20 protein-coding genes are annotated in these 20,634 nt (G+C 72.9%); 13 read left to right on the top strand and 7 right to left on the bottom strand.

Annotated features, from left to right (window positions below):
- The first annotated feature begins 154 nt into the window (after positions 1-154).
- Together ACIQVZ_RS23810 and ACIQVZ_RS23805 are read left to right on the top strand one after the other, a co-directional pair.
- The gene (locus tag ACIQVZ_RS23810) at positions 155-730 is read left to right on the top strand and encodes an NUDIX hydrolase (protein ID WP_402452655.1); all 576 of its coding nucleotides are present in this window, start codon (positions 155-157) and stop codon (positions 728-730) included.
- A gap of 29 nt (positions 731-759) precedes the next feature.
- Entirely contained in the window at positions 760-1,446 is a 687-nt protein-coding gene (locus tag ACIQVZ_RS23805; RefSeq protein ID WP_350882655.1) for an HAD family hydrolase, read from the top strand.
- A gap of 42 nt (positions 1,447-1,488) precedes the next feature.
- On the opposite strand, the gene ACIQVZ_RS23800 is transcribed toward ACIQVZ_RS23805, so the two are convergent.
- Positions 1,489-2,181: a YidC/Oxa1 family membrane protein insertase gene (locus ACIQVZ_RS23800; RefSeq protein ID WP_350882653.1), complete on the bottom strand. Its 693-nt coding sequence runs from the start codon at positions 2,179-2,181 to the stop codon at positions 1,489-1,491.
- A gap of 81 nt (positions 2,182-2,262) precedes the next feature.
- Positions 2,263-2,556 (bottom strand): DUF6412 domain-containing protein, encoded by a 294-nt coding sequence (locus ACIQVZ_RS23795; protein WP_063349248.1) that lies wholly within the window; start codon positions 2,554-2,556, stop codon positions 2,263-2,265.
- 287 nt (positions 2,557-2,843) lie between these two features.
- Between ACIQVZ_RS23795 and ACIQVZ_RS23790 the strand changes: the two genes are divergently transcribed.
- Both ACIQVZ_RS23790 and ACIQVZ_RS23785 read left to right on the top strand, forming a co-directional pair.
- Positions 2,844-3,128 carry a type II toxin-antitoxin system Phd/YefM family antitoxin gene (locus ACIQVZ_RS23790; protein ID WP_063349249.1) on the top strand — a complete coding sequence of 95 codons (285 nt, stop codon included), beginning with the start codon at positions 2,844-2,846 and terminating at the stop codon, positions 3,126-3,128.
- Positions 3,121-3,543 carry a type II toxin-antitoxin system VapC family toxin gene (locus ACIQVZ_RS23785; protein ID WP_350882649.1) on the top strand — a complete coding sequence of 141 codons (423 nt, stop codon included), beginning with the start codon at positions 3,121-3,123 and terminating at the stop codon, positions 3,541-3,543. Before ACIQVZ_RS23790 ends, ACIQVZ_RS23785 begins: the two co-directional genes overlap by 8 nt.
- A gap of 117 nt (positions 3,544-3,660) precedes the next feature.
- Here ACIQVZ_RS23785 and ACIQVZ_RS23780 read toward each other — a convergent pair whose 3' ends face one another.
- Positions 3,661-4,749 carry a Gfo/Idh/MocA family oxidoreductase gene (locus tag ACIQVZ_RS23780; protein WP_402452654.1) on the bottom strand — a complete coding sequence of 363 codons (1,089 nt, stop codon included), beginning with the start codon at positions 4,747-4,749 and terminating at the stop codon, positions 3,661-3,663.
- 194 nt (positions 4,750-4,943) lie between these two features.
- Here ACIQVZ_RS23780 and ACIQVZ_RS23775 point away from each other — a divergent pair, with 194 nt between their 5' ends.
- From ACIQVZ_RS23775 to ACIQVZ_RS23765, 3 genes are all read left to right on the top strand, one after another.
- Positions 4,944-5,723, top strand: coding sequence for an HAD-IIA family hydrolase (locus tag ACIQVZ_RS23775; RefSeq protein ID WP_063349252.1), 780 nt, complete (start codon positions 4,944-4,946; stop codon positions 5,721-5,723).
- A 223-nt stretch (positions 5,724-5,946) separates the two neighbouring features.
- Entirely contained in the window at positions 5,947-6,675 is a 729-nt protein-coding gene (locus tag ACIQVZ_RS23770; RefSeq protein WP_350882645.1) for a uracil-DNA glycosylase, read from the top strand.
- Positions 6,676-6,870: 195 nt separating this feature from the next.
- On the top strand, positions 6,871-7,938 hold the full coding sequence (locus ACIQVZ_RS23765; protein ID WP_402452653.1) for a glycoside hydrolase family 6 protein: 1,068 nt from the start codon (positions 6,871-6,873) through the stop codon (positions 7,936-7,938).
- A gap of 89 nt (positions 7,939-8,027) precedes the next feature.
- Here ACIQVZ_RS23765 and ACIQVZ_RS23760 read toward each other — a convergent pair whose 3' ends face one another.
- The 4 genes from ACIQVZ_RS23760 to ACIQVZ_RS23745 all read right to left on the bottom strand — a co-directional run bounded on the left by ACIQVZ_RS23760 (position 8,028) and on the right by ACIQVZ_RS23745 (position 14,216).
- Entirely contained in the window at positions 8,028-9,959 is a 1,932-nt protein-coding gene (locus tag ACIQVZ_RS23760) for a galactose oxidase-like domain-containing protein (protein ID WP_402452652.1), read from the bottom strand.
- A gap of 80 nt (positions 9,960-10,039) precedes the next feature.
- The gene (locus ACIQVZ_RS23755; protein ID WP_350882641.1) at positions 10,040-12,121 is read right to left on the bottom strand and encodes a cellulose synthase catalytic subunit; all 2,082 of its coding nucleotides are present in this window, start codon (positions 12,119-12,121) and stop codon (positions 10,040-10,042) included.
- A 645-nt stretch (positions 12,122-12,766) separates the two neighbouring features.
- Positions 12,767-13,450, bottom strand: a complete 684-nt coding sequence (locus tag ACIQVZ_RS23750) for a 3-oxoacid CoA-transferase subunit B (protein ID WP_402452650.1) — start codon at positions 13,448-13,450, stop codon at positions 12,767-12,769.
- 4 nt (positions 13,451-13,454) lie between these two features.
- Complete coding sequence (locus tag ACIQVZ_RS23745) at positions 13,455-14,216, bottom strand: CoA transferase subunit A (RefSeq protein ID WP_350882637.1); 762 nt, start codon at positions 14,214-14,216, stop codon at positions 13,455-13,457.
- 358 nt (positions 14,217-14,574) lie between these two features.
- Between ACIQVZ_RS23745 and ACIQVZ_RS23740 the strand changes: the two genes are divergently transcribed.
- The 6 genes from ACIQVZ_RS23740 (at position 14,575) to ACIQVZ_RS23715 (ending at position 20,626) form a co-directional block, all read left to right on the top strand.
- Positions 14,575-15,849 carry a substrate-binding domain-containing protein gene (locus ACIQVZ_RS23740; RefSeq protein ID WP_402452648.1) on the top strand — a complete coding sequence of 425 codons (1,275 nt, stop codon included), beginning with the start codon at positions 14,575-14,577 and terminating at the stop codon, positions 15,847-15,849.
- A 5-nt stretch (positions 15,850-15,854) separates the two neighbouring features.
- A complete protein-coding gene (locus ACIQVZ_RS23735) occupies positions 15,855-16,667 on the top strand; it encodes an ABC transporter ATP-binding protein (protein WP_402452647.1) in 813 nt (270 codons plus the stop codon).
- 47 nt (positions 16,668-16,714) lie between these two features.
- Positions 16,715-17,521, top strand: a complete 807-nt coding sequence (locus tag ACIQVZ_RS23730; protein WP_402452645.1) for an ABC transporter ATP-binding protein — start codon at positions 16,715-16,717, stop codon at positions 17,519-17,521.
- A complete protein-coding gene (locus tag ACIQVZ_RS23725; protein ID WP_402452643.1) occupies positions 17,521-18,387 on the top strand; it encodes a branched-chain amino acid ABC transporter permease in 867 nt (288 codons plus the stop codon). Before ACIQVZ_RS23730 ends, ACIQVZ_RS23725 begins: the two co-directional genes overlap by 1 nt.
- A gap of 251 nt (positions 18,388-18,638) precedes the next feature.
- Complete coding sequence (locus ACIQVZ_RS23720) at positions 18,639-19,724, top strand: branched-chain amino acid ABC transporter permease (RefSeq protein WP_350882627.1); 1,086 nt, start codon at positions 18,639-18,641, stop codon at positions 19,722-19,724.
- The gene (locus ACIQVZ_RS23715; protein WP_402452641.1) at positions 19,721-20,626 is read left to right on the top strand and encodes an alpha/beta fold hydrolase; all 906 of its coding nucleotides are present in this window, start codon (positions 19,721-19,723) and stop codon (positions 20,624-20,626) included. The genes ACIQVZ_RS23720 and ACIQVZ_RS23715 overlap by 4 nt, the downstream gene beginning before the upstream one ends.
- Positions 20,627-20,634 lie beyond the last annotated feature (8 nt).

Genomic DNA, 20,634 nt, shown 5'->3' with positions numbered 1-20,634 from the left:
GCCCGCCGGGCGGCCCCGGAAGGAAAACCGGTGGGCCGCCGGAGGGCCCCGGGGCTAGGCTTCGCGGGTTCGTCGGAACCGGAAGCCCCGGCCCCGATCACCCGCCCCCGCAAGCCGGTTGACGTGGTCCGGAGCGCAACGAGGAGTGCTGATCATGGTGACCGCAGGCGGCGCGGCAGACAGCCCGGGCCTGGCCGAACTGCTGGCCGACCACCGGCCGCAGGGCCCGACGGAGACCGCCGACCACGAGCGCGTCCGCCACCTCACCGGGGCCGCCGACGCCTGGGACCGCGGGACGCCGCTGCACTTCACCGCCTCCGCGCTGATCGTCCACCCGCCGACCAGGCGCGTCCTCCTGCGCTGGCACGTCCGCCAGCGGGCCTGGCTCCAGGTCGGCGGCCACGGCGATCCGGGGGAGATCCTGCCGCTGGACATCGCGCTGCGCGAAGGCCTGGAGGAGACCGGGCTCACCGACCTCACCCCGTGGCCCGACGCCGCCCTCGTCCACCTCGCCGTCGTGCCCGTCCCGGCCTCGCCCGTCGAACCGGCCCACGAACACGCCGACCTGCGTTTCCTGCTGGCCACCGGCACCCCGGAGCGGGCGCGGCCGGAGAACCCCGCCGCCCCGCTGGAGTGGCTCACCATCGCCGAGGCCCGGCAGCGGACCACCGAGGAGAACCTCCGCGAGACGCTCGACCGGGCCGGCCGCCTGCTCGACGCCCCTGCCTGACCTTCCGAACCCCGCTGGAGCACACCCGGATGCACACCGACCAGACCCTCATCTTCGACGCCGACGACACGCTCTGGGAGAACAACGTCCTCTTCGAGCGCGTCATCGACGGCTTCCTGGACTGGGTCGCCACCCCGGCCGACCGCGACCGCGCCAGGGCCGTCCTCGACGAGATCGAAGCCGCCAACTCCGCCGCCCTCGGCTACGGCGCCGCCGTGTTCCGGCAGAGCCTCGCCGACTGCCTGCGGCGGTTGAACGGCGACCGCACCCCCACCCCGGCCGAGGAGGCCCGGATCGACGGCCTCCTCACTCCGCTCGGCAGCCGCGAGATCGAGCTGATCCCCGGCGTCGCCGACACCCTCGCCGACCTCGCCGGACGCCACCACCTGCTGCTGCTCACCAAGGGCGACCTCGACGAGCAGCAGCGCAAGGTGACGGCCTCCACGATCGACCACCACTTCCGCGGCGTCCACATCGTGGCCGAGAAGTCGGCGGACACCTACCTGCGGCTCGGCGCCGAGCTCGGCCTCGACCCCGACCGGACCTGGATGATCGGCAACTCGCCCAAGTCCGACATCGCCCCGGCCCGCCGGGCCGGCCTGCGCACGGTCTTCATCCCGCACCAGCACACCTGGGTCCTGGAGCACCAGGATCTCGGCCCCGACGAGGCGACCCTGCAACTGGCGGCCTTCCCCGAACTGCTGCGGCACTTCTGACGCAGACCGGCGGGACCGGCGGCGGTGCTCACAGCGCGAGGCTCACAGCGCGAGCGCCGGCGCCGGCGCCGGTGTGCCGCCCCGGTGCAGCCAGGCCCGCTCCGCGGCCGTCCACGTGCTCGTCGTCACCAGGTGGAGCGCCGCGGCCACCGGCACCAGCATCGCGAACAGCACCGACCCGAAGGACAGGTAAGGCAGCAGCCCCGCCCCCGGCTGAGGGGTCGGCTGCGCGGCCGCCGCCCGCCTGGCCCGGCGGAAGTTGACGTACCCGACCGCCGCCAGCCCGGCGTACAGCAGGCCGAACACCGCCGACTGCCCGGCGCCGTGCGCGCTCCCGACGTGCAGGCCGAGCGGCACGCCGAACAGGGTGTGGTCCAGCAGGCCGTTCGGGGTGGTGAACAGGCGGTACATCACCGAGAAGAACGGAATCTGCACCAGCATCGGCAGGCACCCCGCGAACGGCGAGGCCCGCTCCTCCCGGTACAGCTCGGCGAGTGCCTCCCGCAGCTTCTCCGGGCGGTCCTTGAACCGCCGGTTCACCTCGGCGACCTTCGGCGCCAGCCGCGCCCGCGACTTCTCCCCCCGCGCCGCCGCGCGCGCGAAGGGATGCAACGCCAGCCGGACGGCGACGGTGAACAGGACGATCGCCAGCGCGGTCGGCAGTACCTGGGCCAGCGCGGCGACGGCGGCATGGGCGACGGCGACGGCCGGGTCGAGAACAGCGAGAACGGACATGGTGGAGCGAGCCCTCCGGAGGTCTCGGAAAACGAGTGGTCGACGGAGGACGGCCGCGTGGAACGGCGGAAGACGACGAAGCTACGCGGCCGCCGGGGCCGCACCCGGTGCCCTCGGGCGTCGCCTGCCCCGGGCATCGGGATCGCGCTGCGGGAGGAAGGCCGTACGGAACGCGCGCCGCCGCAACACCCCGCTGCGCACCGCCGTGGGCGCCCGCGCGCCCAGCAGCCGCGCTCCCGCCAGCGTGCCCGCGACCGCACCGGCCAGCAGCGCCACGGCGGCGACCGCCGCCACCGACGCGACCGTCCCGCCCTCGGTCACCAGCTCCCCGGTCAGCACCCGGAGCAGGCCGAGCAGCATCGCGACGACGGTCATGCGCTGCTCCTCCTTTCCTTCGGCGTGACGGACTCGGGCTGCACGGACTTCGCAGGCCTTGGGTTTCACGGCCCTCGGGCTTCGGCACCACGGATTTCGGGCCCCACGGACTCGGGGCCGGACTTCAGACGTTCAGGACGATCGCCGAGCCCGCCGAGTTCCCGCCCGAGCCCGCCGAGTTCCCGCCCGGGCGCGGAATTCCCCGTAGCGTACCCGCCGCGCCGAGGCACTTCGTGAGGTGGTGCAGGGGCGTAGCCGCAGGTGCTACACGGGGCTACCGTGGAGGGGTGAAGACGATTACCCAGCGGGAGTTCCGGAACAACTCCGCCGCGGTGATGGACGCGGTGGAGGCCGGGGAGACCTTCCACATCACCAGGAACGGGGTCGAGGTCGCGGAGCTGCGACCGGTGTCCGGACGGCGGCGGCTCACGGCGGAGGAGCTGGTGGCGCGGCACGTGAAGCTGCCGCGGGTGGACTACCAGCAGATGCGCAAGGAGGCCGAGGAGTACTTCGGGCCGGAGGAGCTGGTGGGCGACGAGGGCGACGACCCGTTCGAGCGGCGGCGTGGCTGAGCGCAGGCGGGCAGCCCGGCGGCGGCCGGCCGGGGTGCTCGACACCTGTGTCTACATCGATCTGGCCCTGCTCTCCCCGGCGAACCTGCCGGCCGTGCCGGAGCTGACCGCGATCACCTTCGCGGAGCTGCAACAGGGCGTGTCGATGGCCCGTGACGCGGTCAGCCGGGCCGCCCGGCTGGAGGTGCTGGGCGCGGCGATGGCCGACTTCGACCCGCTGCCCTTCGACGCGGCGGCGGCCGCGCGCTACGGCACGCTGGTGACCCTCACCATCGCCGCCGGGCGGCAGCCGCGCCCGCGCCGGATCGACCTGATGATCGCGGCCGTGGCCTCGGCCCACGGACTGCCGCTGTACACCCGCAACGTCGCGGACTTCCGGGGCCTGGGCTCGGCGGTGGAGATCATCGGGGTGTGAGGGCCGCCGCTCGCGGTTCTCCTCGCACTTCTCGCACTGGTGGCCTGCCGCGCCCTCTGGCTGATCATCTAAGCAGCTTAGAAGTGGAATTGAGGGGGCGGCAGGCCCGGCGGCCGCTCAGCCCAGGCGGACCGCGGTGCCCGTGGCGGCGGAGGCCCGGGCGGCCTCCAGGACGGCCAGGGTGGCCACCGCGTCGCGCGGGTCGACCGGGGGCGGGGTGCCCGGGGAGGCCAGGGCGGCGGCGATGCCCGCGTAGAAGGCGGGGTAGTCGCCCGGTTCGGTGGGCAGCGCGATCGAGGACTCGTCGGTGCCGAGCGTGCCGTACTGCGAGGGCTGGTCGGCACCCCACGGGCGGGCGCCGTCCGGTCGGTGCCCGGCCCGCAGCTCCGCCTCCTGCGGGTCCATGCCGGGCTTGACGTACCCGGCGGCGTCGCCGAGCACCCGCAGCCGGGGGCCGATCAGCGGGGTGATGGCGCTGGTCCACAGGTGCGAGCGGGTGCCGGAGGCGTGGGTGAGGGCGAGGAAGGCGTCGTCGTCGACGACCGCGCCGTCCCGGCGCACGTCGACCTCCGCGTACACCGTCTCCACCGGGCCGAACAGCGTCAGCGCCTGGTCCACCAGGTGGCTGCCCAGGTCGTACAGCGTGCCGCCGACCTCCGCCGGGTCGGCGAGCTCGCGCCAGCCGGGCTTGGGCTTCGGGCGGAACCGCTCGAAGCGGGACTCGAAACGGTGCACCCGGCCGAGCGCGCCGCCCCGGACCAGCCGGGCGGCGGTCAGGAAGTCGCCGTCCCAGCGCCGGTTCTGGAACACGGAGAGCAGGATGCTTTGGGCCTCGGCGAGCTGGCACAGCTCCAGCGCCTCGGCGGCGGTGCCGGCCAGCGGCTTGTCGACGACGGTGGCCAGCCCGGCGCGCAGGGCGGCGCGGGCGAGCGGCGCGTGGGTGCGGTTGGGCGAGGCGACGACGACGAGGTCGAGCGCGTCCGGGTCGGCGAGCAGCTGCTCGGGGGTGTCGACGGCGCGGGCGCCGGGGTGTTCGCGGCGCAGCTGCTCGCGGCGCTCGGGGTTGGCGGTGACCACGGCGTCCAGCCGCAGCCCCGGCGTGGTGGCGATGAGCGGGGCGTGGAAGGCGGAGCCGGCTAGGCCGTAGCCGATCAGGCCGACGCGGAACGGGCGGTCCGGGGAGGGCGAGGGGGTCGAGGCGCTCATGCGCCCACTCAATCACGAGGCGCCCGGTTGCTCCCGGTTTCGCAAGGGGCGGGGCCGGGGGGGGGGGGGGGGATGGCGGGGCGGTGGTGCCGGTCCCGGGGGACGGAACGCGCTGTCGTCGGGCAGGCGTGCGGATTAGGCTGTGCCGCGTCAGGGCCTTCGACAGACGTTGCAACACTTCGGGAGACACGCACGTGGCAGACCGCAAGCCCATCGAGTCCTGGCTGACCGACATGGACGGCGTCCTCATCCACGAGGGCACGCCCATTCCCGGCGCGAAGGAGTTCCTGCGCAGGCTGCGGGAGTCCGGCAAGCCGTTCCTGGTCCTCACCAACAACTCCATCTACACCCCGCGCGACCTCAGCGCCCGCCTGGCCGGGATGGGCCTGGAGGTGCCGGAGGAGTGCATCTGGACCTCCGCCCTGGCCACCGCCAAGTTCCTCAAGGGCCAGCGCCCGGGCGGCACCGCCTACGTGATCGGCGAGGCGGGGCTCACCACCGCGCTGTACCAGGCCGGGTACGTGCTGACCGACAACAACCCGGACTACGTCGTCCTCGGCGAGACCCGCACCTACAGCTTCGAGGCGCTCACCAAGGCGATCCGCCTGATCAACCAGGGCGCCCGGTTCATCTGCACCAACCCCGACGAGACCGGCCCGTCCCCCGAGGGCGTGCTGCCGGCCACCGGCTCGGTCGCGGCCCTGATCACCAAGGCGACCGGCGTCGAGCCGTACTTCGTCGGCAAGCCCAACCCGCTGATGATGCGCGAGGCGCTGAACACCGCCGGGGCCCACTCCGAGACCGCCGTGATGATCGGCGACCGGATGGACACCGACATCGTCGCGGGCATGGAGGCCGGCATGGAGACCATCCTGGTGCTCACCGGCCTGACCGCCGCCGCCGACGTCGAACGCTTCCCGTACCGGCCGACCCGGGTGGTCAAGTCGATCGCGGACCTGGTCGAGCTGGTCTAGCCTCTGCGGTGCTGTCGTGGGCCCCGTTCCGGCCGGTCGCCGGAGCGGGGCCCGCTTCGTACCGTCGGCCCCGTGGTCTGTTGGGTCCGCGCTGTCTTCTGCGGCTTCTGTGGCTTCGGCGGCTACTGCGGCTTCGGCGGAGTGAGTTGTCGGTGGGGCTGTGTAGCGTTCGGGGTGAAAGAGGGCGTGCGGCACAACAGCCGCGGTGTGGGAGGTAGATGTCGTGACGGACACGGTCGAGGCGGGCGTGGTGGAGGCCGGCGAGGGCGACGGGCTGGAGCTGCCCGAGTCCTGGCGCCCGGTGCTGGGCGCCGAGACGGAGAAGCCGTACTTCGCCGAGCTGGCGGCCTTCGTGGCGGCCGAGCGTGCGCAGCACCAGGTGTTCCCGCCGAGCGGCCAGGAGTTCGCCGCGCTGGAGGCCACGCCGTACGAGAAGGTCCGGGTGCTGGTCCTCGGGCAGGACCCGTACCACGACGACGGCCAGGCCCACGGCATGAGCTTCTCGGTGCTGCCCGGCACCAGGACGCCGCCCTCGCTGCGCAACATCTTCAAGGAGCTGGACGCCGACCTCGGCATCCCCGCCCCGGACAACGGCTACCTGATGCACTGGGCCGAGCAGGGCGTCCTGCTGCTCAACGCGGTGCTCACGGTGCGCGCGCACGAGGCCAACTCGCACAAGGCGAAGGGCTGGGAGAAGTTCACCGACGCCGTGATCAAGGCGGTGAGCGAGCGCGAGGAGCCGGTGGTCTTCGTGCTGTGGGGCAACTACGCGAAGAAGAAGCTGCCGCTGATCGACACGTCCAAGCACGTGGTCGTGCAGGGCGCGCACCCGTCGCCGCTGTCGGCCAAGCTGTTCTTCGGCAGCCGCCCGTTCTCGCAGATCGACACGGCGCTGGACGGCTTCGGCGGCGAGCCGATCGACTGGCAGGTGCCCAACCTGAAGCAGGGCTGAGCATCTGGGGCCGGGCGCCCGGGGGTTGGGTGAGGGGTGGCCCGGGCGGGCGGGGTCGCCCGTCCGCCCGCTCACGGCCACCCGGCGTTCACCGCCCGTCGTGGGTGCCCGGTGGCCGGTGTGCTTAGCTGGTGCCGACCGGTCGCCGGACCGGCTCTGGGGGAGGGGCGGTACGTGCGCCGGGTGGGACGGGTAGTGGCAATCCGACGGGCCGTGGGGGCGGCCCTGGTCGTGCTGTTGGCGGGGGCCGCGGGCTGTAGCGGTTCGACCGCCGGATCGGCCAAGGGATCACCCGGCGGGCCGACAGCTGCGCCGACTGCCCCCGCCGCGAACCCGACCGCCTCCGCCGCGAACCCGGGCGCCGGCCCCGCGAGCCTCGCTCAGCTCCCCGGCCAGGCCTTCTACGTCTCCGACCAGACCAACGCCGCCCGGCAGGTGACCGCCCTGCGCGGCCAGGGCCGGCCGGCGGAGGCCGACACGCTGCTGCGGATCGCCGCCCAGCCCTCCTCGCAGTGGCTGGGCGAGCAGGGCGCCAAGGAGATCGCCGAACAGGTCAGCCGCCGGGCCGCCGAGGCGGACCGGACGGCGGTCTTCGTCGCCTACAACATCCCGCACCGCGACTGTGGCCTGTACTCGGCCGGCGGCGCCGCCGACGCCGCCTCCTACCGGGCCTGGATCAGCGGTGTCGCGGAGGCCCTCGGCGACCGCAAGGCCTGGGTGGTGCTGGAGCCGGACGCCGTCGCGCACACCCTGGACAGCTGCGGGATCAAGGGCGACCTGGCCGCCGAGCGGTACGGCCTGCTGGCCTTCGCCGTGCAGGAGCTGAAGAAGCGTCCGCAGGTGCGGGTCTACCTGGACGCGGGCAACCCCGGCTGGTCGCAGGACCCGGCCGAACTCTCCACCGCGCTGCGCAAGTCGGGGATCGCGGCGGCGGACGGCTTCGCGGTGAACGTCGCCAACTTCTACGACACCGGCCGCAACACGGCCTACGGCGGCCAGCTCTCCGCCGCCCTGGGTGGGAAGCACTTCGTCATCGACACCAGCCGCAACGGCAACGGCCCGCTGGGCGGCGACGCCTGGTGCAACCCGCCCGGCCGCGCGCTCGGCGAGCGGCCGACCGCCGACACCGGCCGGGACGGGGTCGACGCCTACCTGTGGATCAAGAACCCGGGGGAGTCGGACGGCGAGTGCGGGCGCGGCGAGCCCCGGGCGGGCGAGTTCTGGCTGCCGTACGCGCTCGGCCTGGCGCAGGCCGCCCGCTGAGAGGGCTGGCCCACACCAGTGCGGGTGCGCGCCAGTGCGGGTACGCGCCAGTGCGGGTACGCGCCAGGCCGTGACGCACCCGGTGTCGTTCAGCCGGTCACCTGGATCCAGCGCGCGACCGACGGGGTGCCGGCGGCGTCGGTCAGGAACAGCATGTACCAGCCGGGCGGCAGCAGGTTCGGGTTGGCGGGGAGCGTGAGCGAGACCCCGTCGGCCGTGCGACCGCTGATGTCCAGGGCCACCGACCGCTGTTCGACATCGGTCACGTGGGTGACCGAACTCGGCCGGATCAGCTTGGCGGTGGCGACCGCGTCCGGCCGGGCGGTGCCGATCCGCACGGTGGTGCCGAGCTTCGCGGCCCCCGGTGCGGCGGCCACCTGCGGGCGGTCGCCGTGGAACAGGTACGGCGGGGTGTAGATCTCGATGCGCTGCTCGAAGCCGCCCGGCGTGGTCTCGGCCTTGTCCGCGAACAGCGGGTTGGAACCGAGTACGGCCACCCGGCCGTCCGGCAGCAGCAGCGCCTCGGAGTGGTAGTTGCGGCCGACGGCGGGCTCGGCGGCGGTGCTGAAGCTGTTGGTGTCCGGGTGGTACACCTGCGCCTTGAGCAGGTCGCTGGCGCCCCGGCCCCGGTAGCCGCTGGAGCCGCCGGTGGTGAACACGGTGTCGTCCGGGAGGATCACGCTGTTCAGGTAGCGGGTGCCGCCGGCCGGCAGGTCCGGGCCCGGGGTGAAGGCGGGCTTGGCGGCGGAGAGGTCGACGATGTCGGTGCGGGCGGTGGACAGCGGCGACTCGCCGACGCCCCCGCCGCCGAGCACCATCACCTTCTGGGCCTGCGCGGGCGGCAGCAGCACCGAGGACGAGGTCTCGGTGAGGGCGGGGTCGCGCAGGCCGGGGACGGGCTGGAAGCCGTCGTTCGACAGGTCCCACACCCCGGGGTCGCGGCCCTTGTCGGCCGGGCCGTAGCCGCCGTTGGAGCCCGAGTAGAAGAGCTTGCCGGAGGCGGTCAGGAAGATCGACGGGTAGGTCGGGAAATAGCGGTCCGGGCCCTTGGACCAGGTCTTGTTCTTCGGGTCGTAGATCTCGTTGTCGTTGCCGTTGAGGATCTCCCCGGTGTCGTCCAGGCCCGAGACGGTGACCACCCGCCCGTCGCCCAGCCCGGTGAGCGTCGGGTACCAGCGGGCGTACGCCATGTCGGTGACCTGCTCGTACAGCTCGGTGTCCGGGTTGAACTCGAACGCGGAGCGGATGCCCTGGTACTCCTGTTTGTCCAGGGTCAGCTTCGTGCCCTGCCCGTACAGGTTGCGGGCGTCGGCCCCTGCCAGGCCCTTGATCCGGTACTGGGCGGGGGCGTCGGTGACGTAGTCGGCGCCCTCGCCGACCGCCTCGACGAACACGTGCTGCTCGCCGGCGGTGACGACGGTCTGCTTGCCGGCGCCGGTCTTCACCGCGGCCGGGACGGTCACCGGCACGGTGGAGGCGTACTCCCGCCCGTTCGGGCCGACGAAGACGGTGCCCTTGGGGAACGTCCTGGCGCGCTCGGGGCTCTCGTTGCGCACCCGCATGACGCCGGCCGCCCTCTTCACCACGCCCGCCAGCTTCTCGTACCGCTGGGTGCCGCCGGCCACCAGGACGCGGCCGTCCGGCAGCGAGGCGTGGCCGCCGCAGAACATGTCGGCCGGGGTGGGTATCAGCTTGTAGGTGTTCGCGGCCGGGTCCCAGAGCAGGCTGCGGAAGCTGCCCGCGTCGAAGCGCTTCTCGTCGTTGCCGGAGCCGGCCACGATGAGGACCTTGCCGGTGCGCAGCAGCGTGGCGTGGACGGCGTTGACCCGGAACTCGGCGGGGAGCGTGAGGGTCTGCCAGTGGCCGTACTCCGCCTTGTAATCGGGGCGGTTGATCACGTACTGGTGGTACTGCTGGCTGGCGAAGCCGAGGACGGCGGGCGCGTTCATCCCGGCGACGGTCAGCGCGACGGTGCTGCCGAGGGCGAAGCGCTTGGTCCGGCCGGTCTTGTGGATCTTCACGGTGGTTGGTCCCCTCGTGAGGTTCGGGAGCTCGTGAGGTTCGGGGGTGCTGGCGGTTCGGGGGTGCTGGCGGGGCGGCTTCAGCGGGTGGTGGTGCGCTCCGCCCGGTCGGGCACTGCGGGGGCGCCCGGCGGCGCGGCCGGTGTGATCGGTGCGACCGGTGCGGTCGCACCGCGCCGGGGGTCGCGGGCGTGCCGGGGACGGCGCTTCTCCAGGACGACCCTCGGGGTCGCCGCCGGACCGCCGGTGACGGTGAGCGTGGCCGTGGGCCGGGCGCGTCGGCGGCGGACGGCGTCGCCGGCCAGCACCAGGATCGGCAGCACGGTCAGGACCAGGGCGATCCAGGCCCAGGTGCGCATCGCGACGTGGTCGTAGCCGGTGAAGAAGGAAGCCGCTATCGCGCCGCCGAACACCAGCGTCCAGAACAGGTGGAAGCGGAACGTGCTCACCCGGTCCGCGCTGGCCGAACGGCCCTTCGGCGTCACCACGAAGCGGCTGCGCCGCCGAAACAGCGCCTGCACGAGCGAGGCCGCGTAGACCGGGCCGCAGAGCGCGGACATCAGCATGCCCGCGACCCCGGAGGAGCCGGCCGGCTCGTGCGGGCTGACGTTGTGCTTGCGGTTCCAGGTGTAGAGCAGCAGTTGGAGCGCGGCGGCGTCGCTGTACAGCATCATCCAGATCTCGGAGGACACATGGACCCCCGAGGCGCCGAACACCAGGTAGAGCACGCTGGACAGACCGCCGAGCAGCCAGGTGAGCGCCGCCATCGGGTAGAAGCCCACCATCAGCGAGTAGTTGAGCAGCCGCCCGGGCGACAGCCGCCAGAGCACCCGCCAGTACTGGGTGAGCAGGGTCTCGTAGGTGCCGCGGCTCCAGCGCAGCTGCTGGGAGAAGAAGTCGGTCCAGGAGGACGGGCCCTCGCCGACCGCGAGCACGTCCGGGGTGTACACGGATTTCCAGCGTTCACCGGTCTCGGCGTTCCGGCTCCGGTGGAACTCCAGGCCGGTCGCCATGTCCTCCGTGATGGAGTCGTACAACCCGCCGATCGACTGGAGTGCACGGATTCTGACGGCGTTGTTGGTGCCGACGAACATGGGCGCGCCGTAACGGTTTCCGGCGCGCTGGATGAGTGCGTGGAAGAGGTACTGCTGGCTCTCGGAGAATTTGGTGACGGCCGATCCCGAGCTGCGGTAGTTCCCGTACACCTGGGGCCCGACCACGAATGCCACGTCGGGGTCACGGAAGTAGCCGAGCATCCGCTCGCAGAAGTCCGGCAGCGGGGCGTGGTCGGTGTCCACCGAGACCCAGAAGTCGTAGTCGTCGCCGTGCGCCTGCAACCAGGCGTTGTAGTTGCCGTGCTTGGTGCCGGTGCGGAACCGGCCCTTGGGCTGGTTCCAGTACGGGCGGCCGAAGCGGCTGAAGTGGCGGACGCCCAGCTCGGTGCAGAGCGCCTGCATCGCAGGATCGTTTCCCTCGTCCAGCAGCCAGACGTCGTACGGGCCGTCGTGCCGGACGGCGCGCGCCGCGACCAGCGTGGCCCGCACCATCTCCGCCGGCTCCTTGCCCGGCACGCAGGCGGTGACGAACGCGACCCGGGTGCCGGACTCCGGCGTCACCGGTATCGGATCGCGGGCGACGAGCGTGGCGTGGGTGTTGGACACGACGTTGACCAGCCGGAACACCTCGACCACGGCGACGATCCCGATCATCACCTTGTCGCCCAGCAGCACCAGGGTGTGCGTCTCGCCGGGGCGCTCCGGCCAGTGCTCCGGCAGCAGCAGCCAGACCAGCAGCACCACCTCCACCAGGGGGGCCGCCACCATCAGCAGGGCGGCGCGGATCCGGTGCGGCTCGCGGCGCAGCAGGCTGCGGTACTGGACGCGGTAGGGGGCGGTGGGGTCGGACTCTTGGGCGGCCTCGTGCGCGTGCCACGGTGTGGGCGCGGCTCCGTGGTGGTGGGCGGGCTCGGGCCGGTAGACGCCGCCGCCGAGGTCGTCCTCCTCGTCCGGGTCGTGTGCCGGGCCTGCCAGCCGACTGAAGTGACCGTAGTCGTACGGGGCTTCGGGTGCGGCAACGGTGGCCAGGTCGTCGTCGAGCCGCCGTCCGGCGCCTCGCCCGCCGGCCGTCCCGGCGTCCTTCTGTCGCGCGAACGGCATGGTCATCGTCTGCTCCCCCCGGCCGGGGCCCGGCCGTGGCGGCGGGCCCGTTGGTGCGTGTTCAGACCGGGGGTATGCGATCCGCCGTCCCGCGGTGCGCCTGGCCGGCCGCGTTCGGCGGGGCTGGTCCGCTCCCCCCGGAGCCTTGCTTCGCCTTGCCTCGTGCCTCGAAAGCCTCCCCCGTGAAACACCACCCGGTGGACCGCCGTTGTTTCCAAGCGGTTTTCGGGCTGTCATTCGCGTCATGCGTCCGCTTGTGCCGGTGGGCGTTTGCGAGCGGAATTCATTGCGCGCCTGCGGGGACTTCGAATGCGGATCCCGGTGCGCTCCCGGCTTCCCCTCCGGACACGCGGGATCCACAGCGCCCCCAACTCTCCCGGAGGGCAACCGTGATCGCAAGCTGTCCGGGAAATGATCACCGCGCAAGCATGAAGATCCTGCGGTTCCCGGCCAATCCGCACCGCGGTGGTGCTAATGCGGCGAATTCGGCGGGCGAGGTGGCGGTAGCGGCGCCGCGGGGGCAACGCGAACGGCCGGACCTCCCCGACGGGAGGCCCGGCCGCTGCTGCGGGGCGGGTTCGGTGCGTCCGGTCCAGCCCGGTCCAGCCCGGTCCAGCCCGGTCCAGCCCGGTCCAGCCCAGTCCGGTCCGGTCAGAGCGGTGGAAGGAGGGCGGCGCCCGTCGCGGCCTGGACGTCCGCGAACCCCGCGCCAGGGGCCGTCTCCACCACCCGCAGTCCGTCCGGCGTCACGTCGATCACGGCCAGATCGGTCACGATCCGGTTGACAACTCCCCTGCCGGTGGCGGGAAGTGAGAGCTCCTCGACGATCTTCGGGGAGCCGTCCCGGGCGGTGTGCTCCATGACCACGATCAGTCGGCGGGCCCCGTGCACGAGGTCCATCGCGCCGCCCATGCCCTTGACCATCTTGCCGGGGATCATCCAGTTGGCGAGGTCGCCGGCCGCCGAGACCTGCATGGCGCCGAGCACCGAGACGTCGATCCGGCCGGCCCGGATCATGCCGAAGGAGAAGGCCGAGTCGAAGTACGAGGCGCCGGGGGCGACCGTCACCGTCTCCTTCCCGGCGTTGATCAGATCGGCGTGCTCCGCGCCCTCGACCGGGTACGGGCCGACGCCCAGGATGCCGTTCTCCGAGTGCAGCACCACCTCGACGCCCGGCGGGAGATGATTGGGGATCAGGGTGGGCAGGCCGATGCCCAGGTTCACGTACTGGCCGTCGCGCAGTTCGCGGGCGGCCCGGGCGGCCAGGGCGTTGCGCGGGTCGAGGCCGGGCCGCGAGGTGGGCGCGGGGGGGCGGGTGCTGGTCGGGGTGGACATCGGTTCAGGCCTCCTGGAGTGTGGGGCGGACGGTCCGGCGCTCGATGCGGCGGTCCGCGGGATCGGCGGCCACCACCCGGTCCACGTACACGCCGGGCAGGTGCACGGCGTCCGGGGCGAGCTCGCCCGCCTCGACGATCCGGTCCGCCTCGACCAGGGTGATCCGGCCCGCCGTCGCGCAGAGCGGATTGAAGTTGCGGGCGGCGGCGTGGAACACGCAGTTACCGTGCCGGTCCGCCACCTCGGCCCGGACCAGCGCGAAGTCCGCCGTGATGGCCTCCTCCAGTAGGTACCGGCGGCCGCCGAACTCCCGGACCTCCTTGGCCGGTGAGGCCAGCGCCACCGAGCCGTCCGCCGCGTAGCGCCAGGGCAGCCCTCCCTCCTCGACCTGGGTGCCGACCCCGGCCGGGGTGTAGAACGCGGGGACGCCGGCGCCGCCGGCCCGCAGCCGCTCGGCCAGCGTGCCCTGCGGGGTGAGCTCCACCTCCAGCTCGCCGGAGAGGTACTGCCGGGCGAACTCCTTGTTCTCGCCTACGTACGAGGACGTCATCCGGGCGATCCGGCCCGCCCGCAGCAGCAGGCCGAGCCCCCAGTCGTCCACCCCGCAGTTGTTCGAGACCACCTGGAGTCCGGTGGTGCCGGTGTCCGCCAGGGCGCCGATCAGGGTGCTCGGGATGCCGCAGAGGCCGAAGCCGCCGACGGCCAGCACCGCGCCGTCGGGGATGTCCCCGACCGCGTCGGCGGGGGAGTCCAGGACCTTGTCCAAGGGATCACCTCGTGAGGAGTGGGATACGGGAGAGGGCACGCCCGGGCCGGGCCCGGCGGGAAGACCCGGCGGGAGGGTTCGGCGGGAAGACCCGGCGGCCGCCGCCGGACGGCTGCCGAGCCCCTCCACCGTCACCGGACGCGGGCCGCCGCAGCCATGGCGGCTCCCGCCATGGGTGGGTACGAGCCCGTGTCGGCCGGCCACACCCGGACGTCCGGGTGACGGCGCCGCCCGGGTGGTATGTCGGCCGGAGCCACATCACGGTGGGCCGATGCGTCGCCCGGGCACATGTCGCCAGTCCCACCGCACACCTACGGTTCCGGCATCCACCCCGCCGCACCCTCAGGAGTCGGTCACCATGCGCAGCTCGACAGCCCCCACTCGGCCCGCCTCCGGCGCCCGCCCGGGCGAGACCCTGACCGGCGGTCCGGCCCGGAAGCTCGCCGCCGTCGCGGCGTGCGTCCTGCTCGCCGCGGGCTGCGCCAAGGCCGGCACCGCCGGGACGGCCTCGGCGGGCGGCGGTGGCGCGAAGAGCCCGGTCAAGGTCGGCCTGGTGTACTCCAAGACCGGACCGCTGGCCGCCTACGGCAAGCAGTACCTGGAGGGCTTCAAGGCGGGGCTGAGCTACGCGACCAAGGGCACCGGCGCGGTCGACGGACACAAGGTCGATTTCGAGGAGCAGGACGACGCGGGCGACCCGGCCAAGGCGGTGTCCGCCGCCAAGGACCTGATCGGCAAGGGCTACAAGGTCCTGGCCGGCTCCACCGCCTCGGGCGTCGCCCTCCAGGTCGGCCCGATCGCCGCCCAGAACAAGGTGCTCTTCATCAGCGGCCCGGCCGCCGCCGACAAGGTCACCGGCTTGAACAAGTACACCTTCCGTTCCGGCCGCCAGTCCTTCCAGGACATCCGTACCGCGGCCTCGTTCATCGGTGACGCCAAGGGCAAGAAGGTCACCGTGCTCGCTCAGGACAACGCCTTCGGGCAGGCCAACGTGGCTGCCGTCAAGGCCGTGCTCGGCGCCCAGGGCGCGACGGTCGACCAGGTGCTCGCCCCGCCGAGCGCCACCGACCTCACCCCGTTCGCCACCCAGGCCAAGACCGCCAAGCCCGACCTGCTGTTCGTCGCCTGGGCCGGCGACTCCTCCTCGGCCCTGTGGACGGCGCTCAACCAGCAGGACGTGTTCGCCGACACCAAGGTCGTCACCGGCCTGGACCTGGCCGCCTCCTACCCGCTGTTCGGTCCGGCGGCCGAGAAGATCTCCTTCCTGAACCACTACTTCGGCGGAGCCGCCGGCACTCCGGTGGAGAAGGCCATGGACGAGGCCGTCACCGCGTCCGGCGGGAAGACCGACATCTTCACGCCCGACGGCTTCACCGCCGCCCAGATGATCGTGCACGCCGTCGAGGCCAACCACGGTTCCGCCGATGACACGTCGGCCCTGGTCAAGGCGCTGGAGGGCTGGAGCTTCGACGGCGTGAAGGGGCGCACCACGGTGCGCGCCGAGGACCACGCCCTGCTCCAGCCGATGTTCCAGGCTCGGCTGACCGGCACCGGGGCCGCCGCCAAGCCCTCGGTGGAGAAGGCCCTGACCGCGGACGAGGTGGCGCCCCCGGTCACCCCGATGGCGGGCTGATCCCGATGCCCGCTTCCACCGCCCCCACTCCTTCCCCGGCCGCTTTCCCGGCCTCGGCCACGGCCTCGCCCGCCCCGGTGCTGCGGCTGGACGGACTCGGCTGGTCCGTCCGCGGGGTGCCGATCGTCGAGGACGTCTCCTTCTCGGTCGGCGAAGGCGAGTTCATCGCCTTCATCGGCCCCAACGGCGCCGGCAAGACGTCCCTTTTCAACCTGATCTCCGGCATCTACCCGGCGAGCCACGGCAGTCTCCACCTCGACGGTGCGGACGTCACCGCCGAGGCTGTGCACGCCCGGGCGCGCCGCGGTCTCGGCCGCACCTTCCAGACCTCCTCCCTCTGGCCGGGGATGACGGTCGCCGACCACGTCCGACTGGCAGCCCAGGCAGCGGCGGGACCGCGCGCCTCGTACCGGCTCTGGCGCCGTGCCGACCGGTACCAGGAGCAGCTGGCCGAGACCCTCCACCGCACCGAACTCAGCCACCGCGCGGACACCTTGGCGGGCGCGCTCTCGCACGGCGAGAAGCGCAAACTGGAACTGGCCGTCCTCCTCGTCTCCGATCCGCGTCTGATCCTGCTGGACGAGCCGATGGCCGGGGTCAGCGCGGAGGAGGTACCGGCCCTCACCGAGCTGATCCGGTCCGTGCACCGAGACCTGGGCCGGACCGTCCTGATGGTCGAGCACCACATGGACGTCCTGCTCGGGCTGGCCGACCGCCTCGCGGTGATGCACCACGGCACGCTGCTCGCGCTGGACACCCCCGAGGCCGTGATGGCCGACCCGACCGTGCAACAGGCCTACCTGGGCGAGGCGCTGTGACCTCCTCTCCGCTCCCCTCGCCCGTTTCTGCCTCTGCCTCTGCGGCCGTGCCTACGTCTCCTGTCGCCCCTCTCCTCTCCGTTCGCGATCTGCGGGTGGTCATCGGCGGGCTGCACATCCTGCACGGTGTCGACCTCGATGTGGCCCCCGCCGGGGTCACCGCGCTCCTCGGCCGCAACGGCGCCGGCAAGACCACCACGGTCAAGGCCGTGATGGGCCTGGTGCCGCGCACCGGAAGCGTCCGCTTCTCCGGTGCCGAACTGGCCTCCCTTCCCACACACCTGGTAGTCCGTCATGGCATCGGCTACGCGCCCGAGGACCGAGGGATCTTCGCCGGCCTGACGGTCGCCGAGAACCTCCGCCTTGCAGAGCGTGCCGTCCGGGGCGAGGGTGAGACGGGCGAGCCGAACTATCCACTCGTCCACGAGCTCTTTCCCGAACTCAAGCAGCGGGCCGGCCAGTTGGCCGGGACGCTCTCCGGCGGCCAGCAGCAGATGGTGGCGATAGGCCGGACGCTGCTCAACCGCAACCGGTTGATCATCGCCGACGAGCCCACCAAGGGCCTGGCTCCGAAGATCGTCGCCGAGGTGGCCGAGGTGCTGGCGCGAGCGGCCGAGGCCGTGCCCGTTCTCCTGGTCGAGCAGAACCTCGCCCTCGTCCGACGGCTGGCCGGCACCTGCGCCGTCCTGGCCGACGGCCGTACCGCTCACCGGGGTGACACCGCCGAGCTGTTGGCCGACGAGGAGGCCGCCCGCCGCCTGCTCGGCGTCGGCTCCCGTCACCCGCTCGCCGGCGGACCCCGGCCCGCCGCTTCTCCGGCCACCCCTGTCGTCACCGCGGAGGTGAAGCCCTGATGGACACCGTCGTCCTCCTCTCCTGTACCGGACTCGGTCTTGGTGCGCTGTACTTCCTGGTCGCCTCCGGCCTGTCGTTGATCTTCGGTCTGATGGACGTGCTCAACTTCGCGCACGGCGCCCTGCTCTCCATCGGCGCCTATGCCACCTGGTGGGCCGGCACCGAGGCCGGCCTCTCCTTCTGGCTCGCGGTGCCGTTCGGCACCCTGGTCGGAACGGCCGCCGCCGTCCTGCTGGAGCTCTTCCTGATCCGCCCGCTCTACAGCCGGCCGCGCGATCAGATCCTCGCCACCGTCGGGGTCGGGCTCGCCGTGCCCGCCCTCCTGATGGGGATCTGGGGCGCGGACGCCCGCCCCTTCCCCCAGCCCGCCGTGCTCTCCGGCACCTGGCACGTGCTCGGTGCGACCGTCCCGGTCAACCGCTTCGTGCTCGTGGCCGCGGCCGCGCTGCTGCTGCTCGCTCTTCGGTTGTTCCTCGCCCGTACCCGCTACGGGCTGATCGTCCGGGCCGGGGTCGAGGACCGGGCGATGGTCACTGCGCTCGGCATCGACGTCCGGAAGGCGTTCACCCTCGTCTTCGCCATCGGCGGGGCGGCCGCCGCGCTCGGCGGTGCCCTCGGTGGCCTCTACTTCGGTTCGGTCAATCCCGGCCAGGGGACCGGGCTGCTCATCTTCGCCTTCGTCGTCGTGGTGATGGGCGGCATGGGCTCCGTCACCGGGGCCGCCGTCGCCTCCGTGGGCGTTGGTCTCGTCCAGCAGTTCGCCAACTACTACACCGGCGCCGGGCTCGGCGACCTCTCGGTCGTCGTCCTGCTCGCCGTCCTGCTTCTCGTCCGACCCCGTGGACTCACCGGGAGGCTCGCGTGAGCGCCGAAACTCCGATCACGAGCACCGGTGGCCCCGCGGCCGACCGCAGCGCCGCCACCATGGCAGGGGGGACTGACACCAGCCCTGCCATGACCGCCATGCTGGCAGAGGGGACTGACACCGGCTCCGCCAACACCGTCACTGTGGCAAGGGGGACTGACACCAGCCTTGCCGGGACCCATTGTGAACACACGACCGACCTCGGCGCCATCTCTCGAACAGGTGACTCAGTCACTAATCGCTGGACACCGGTGCACAGAGCGCTACGCTGGTGGCCGATCGCCCTGCTGATCACGCTCCTTGTCGCCCCATATAGTGCGCTTCCCGTCCCGGGACTGCTCGACGGCCCGCTCGGCAGCCCCGGAAGCCTGCAACTGCTCGCCCTGTGCCTGCTCTACGGGGCCCTCGCCTCCGGCTACGACCTCCTGCTCGGCCGTACCGGACTGCTCTCCTTCGGCCACGCTCTCTACTTCGCGACCGGCCTCTACGCCACCGACCTCGGCATGCTGGAACTGCGACTGCCGTTCGCCGCCGCGGCGGTCTTCGGCGTCGCCTGCACCGTCGCGCTGGCCCTGCTGCTCGGCTCGGTCAGCCTCCGCGTCACCGGCATCGGCTTCTCCATGGTCACCCTCGCCTTCGCCCAGGCCGGCTCGATCCTCGTCCAGCGCAACCCCGGTGGCGTCACCGGCGGTGAGGAGGGCCGCTCCGCCCCGGCCGACCTGCTGCCCCCCGGCCTGCTCGGGATCGAGAACACCGCCAACCTCTACTGGATCGCCGTCGGCTACCTGGTGCTGACGGTCGCCGTGGTCCACTGGGCCGTCAACTCGCCGGCCGGCCGGGTCTGGGAGGGGATCAAGGAGAACGAGCGCCGGGTGGAGGTGCTCGGACTGCGGCCCTACGGCTACAAGTTGGTCGCCTTCGTCCTCGCCGGCGGTCTCGCCGGGCTGGGCGGAGTGGTCTACCTGCTGCTGACCGGCGGCGCCACCCCGCAGGCCGCCGGCTCCGACGCCACGCTCGCCCTGCTGGTGATGGTCGTGCTCGGAGGCTCGGGGACACGCTGGGGTCCGCTGCTCGGCGGTGTCCTCTACACCTGGGCCAGCCACCGGCTCGGCGACCTCGCCAACTCGACGACGATCGCGGACCTGCCCGCGGTCCTGCGGGTGCCGCTCTCCCAACCCCTGTTCCTGCTGGGCTCCCTGTTCGTCGCGGTGGTCTACCTGCTGCCCGGTGGCCTGGCTAGACTGCCTGCCCGCATCCGCGCCGCCCGATCCGCCCGTGCGGTCCGCACTCCGGCCGCCGCTCGGACCGCCCGTCCCACCGGAGGTACCCCCGCGTGAGCCAGTCGCCCCTGAAGCCCGAGGAGTTGACCGTCGCCGTGCCCGGAGGGGAGCTGGCGGTCCTGCGCTGGCCCGCCGCCGAGCCGGGCGCCCCGACGGTCGTGGCGGTGCACGGCATCACCGCCAACGGCCTCGCCTGGTACGAGGTCGCCCGCCAACTCGCCGGGCGGGTCACCCTGCTCGCGCCCGACCTGCGGGGGCGCGGCGGGAGCCGTGCGGTCGCCGGGCCGTACGGGCTGGCCCGGCACGCCGACGACGTGGCCGTATTGATCGCGGCTCTCGGCACGGGCCCGACCACCGTGGTCGGCCACTCGATGGGCGCCTGGGTCACCGCCCTGGCCGCCGTCCGATACCCGGAACTCGTCCGCCGGGTGCTGCTGGTGGACGGCGCGCTGACTTTCCCGCTGCCGGAGGGCATCCGCGAGGAGGACGCGCTGGCCGCGGTGCTCGGCCCCGCGCTGGCCCGGCTGTCGATGACCTTCCCGGACCGGGACGCCTACCGGGAGTTCTGGCAGCGGCACCCGGCCTTCGGGACGGCCTGGTCGGCGGAGATCGACGCCTACACCCAGCGGGACCTGGTCGGCGTCGAGCCCGAACTGCGCTCCTCCTGCGTGCTGGAAGCCGTTCAGGCCGACGGCGCCCAGGTCCTGCTGGACCGGGACGCGGCCACCGCCGTGCACCGGCTGCCCTGCCCGGCCGAACTGCTCTGGGCCGAGCGCGGTCTGCTCGACGAGCCCCAGGGCCTCTACGACCACCAGCGGATCGGACTGGCCGGGCTGGACCAGGAGCGGGTGCCGGCCTCGCTGGTGCCGGACACCAACCACTACTCGATCCTCTGGGGAGAGCCGGGGGCCGAGCGCATCGTTCGCGGCCTGCTCGCGGACGTCACCGCCGGGGGGTAGCTGGCCCG

The sequence above is a fragment of the Kitasatospora sp. NPDC098663 genome (assembly GCF_044760075.1).
Lineage (GTDB): Bacteria > Actinomycetota > Actinomycetes > Streptomycetales > Streptomycetaceae > Kitasatospora.
The sequence above is the reverse complement of the archived record's forward strand: the minus strand, read 5'-3'. Positions and strand labels throughout refer to the sequence as shown.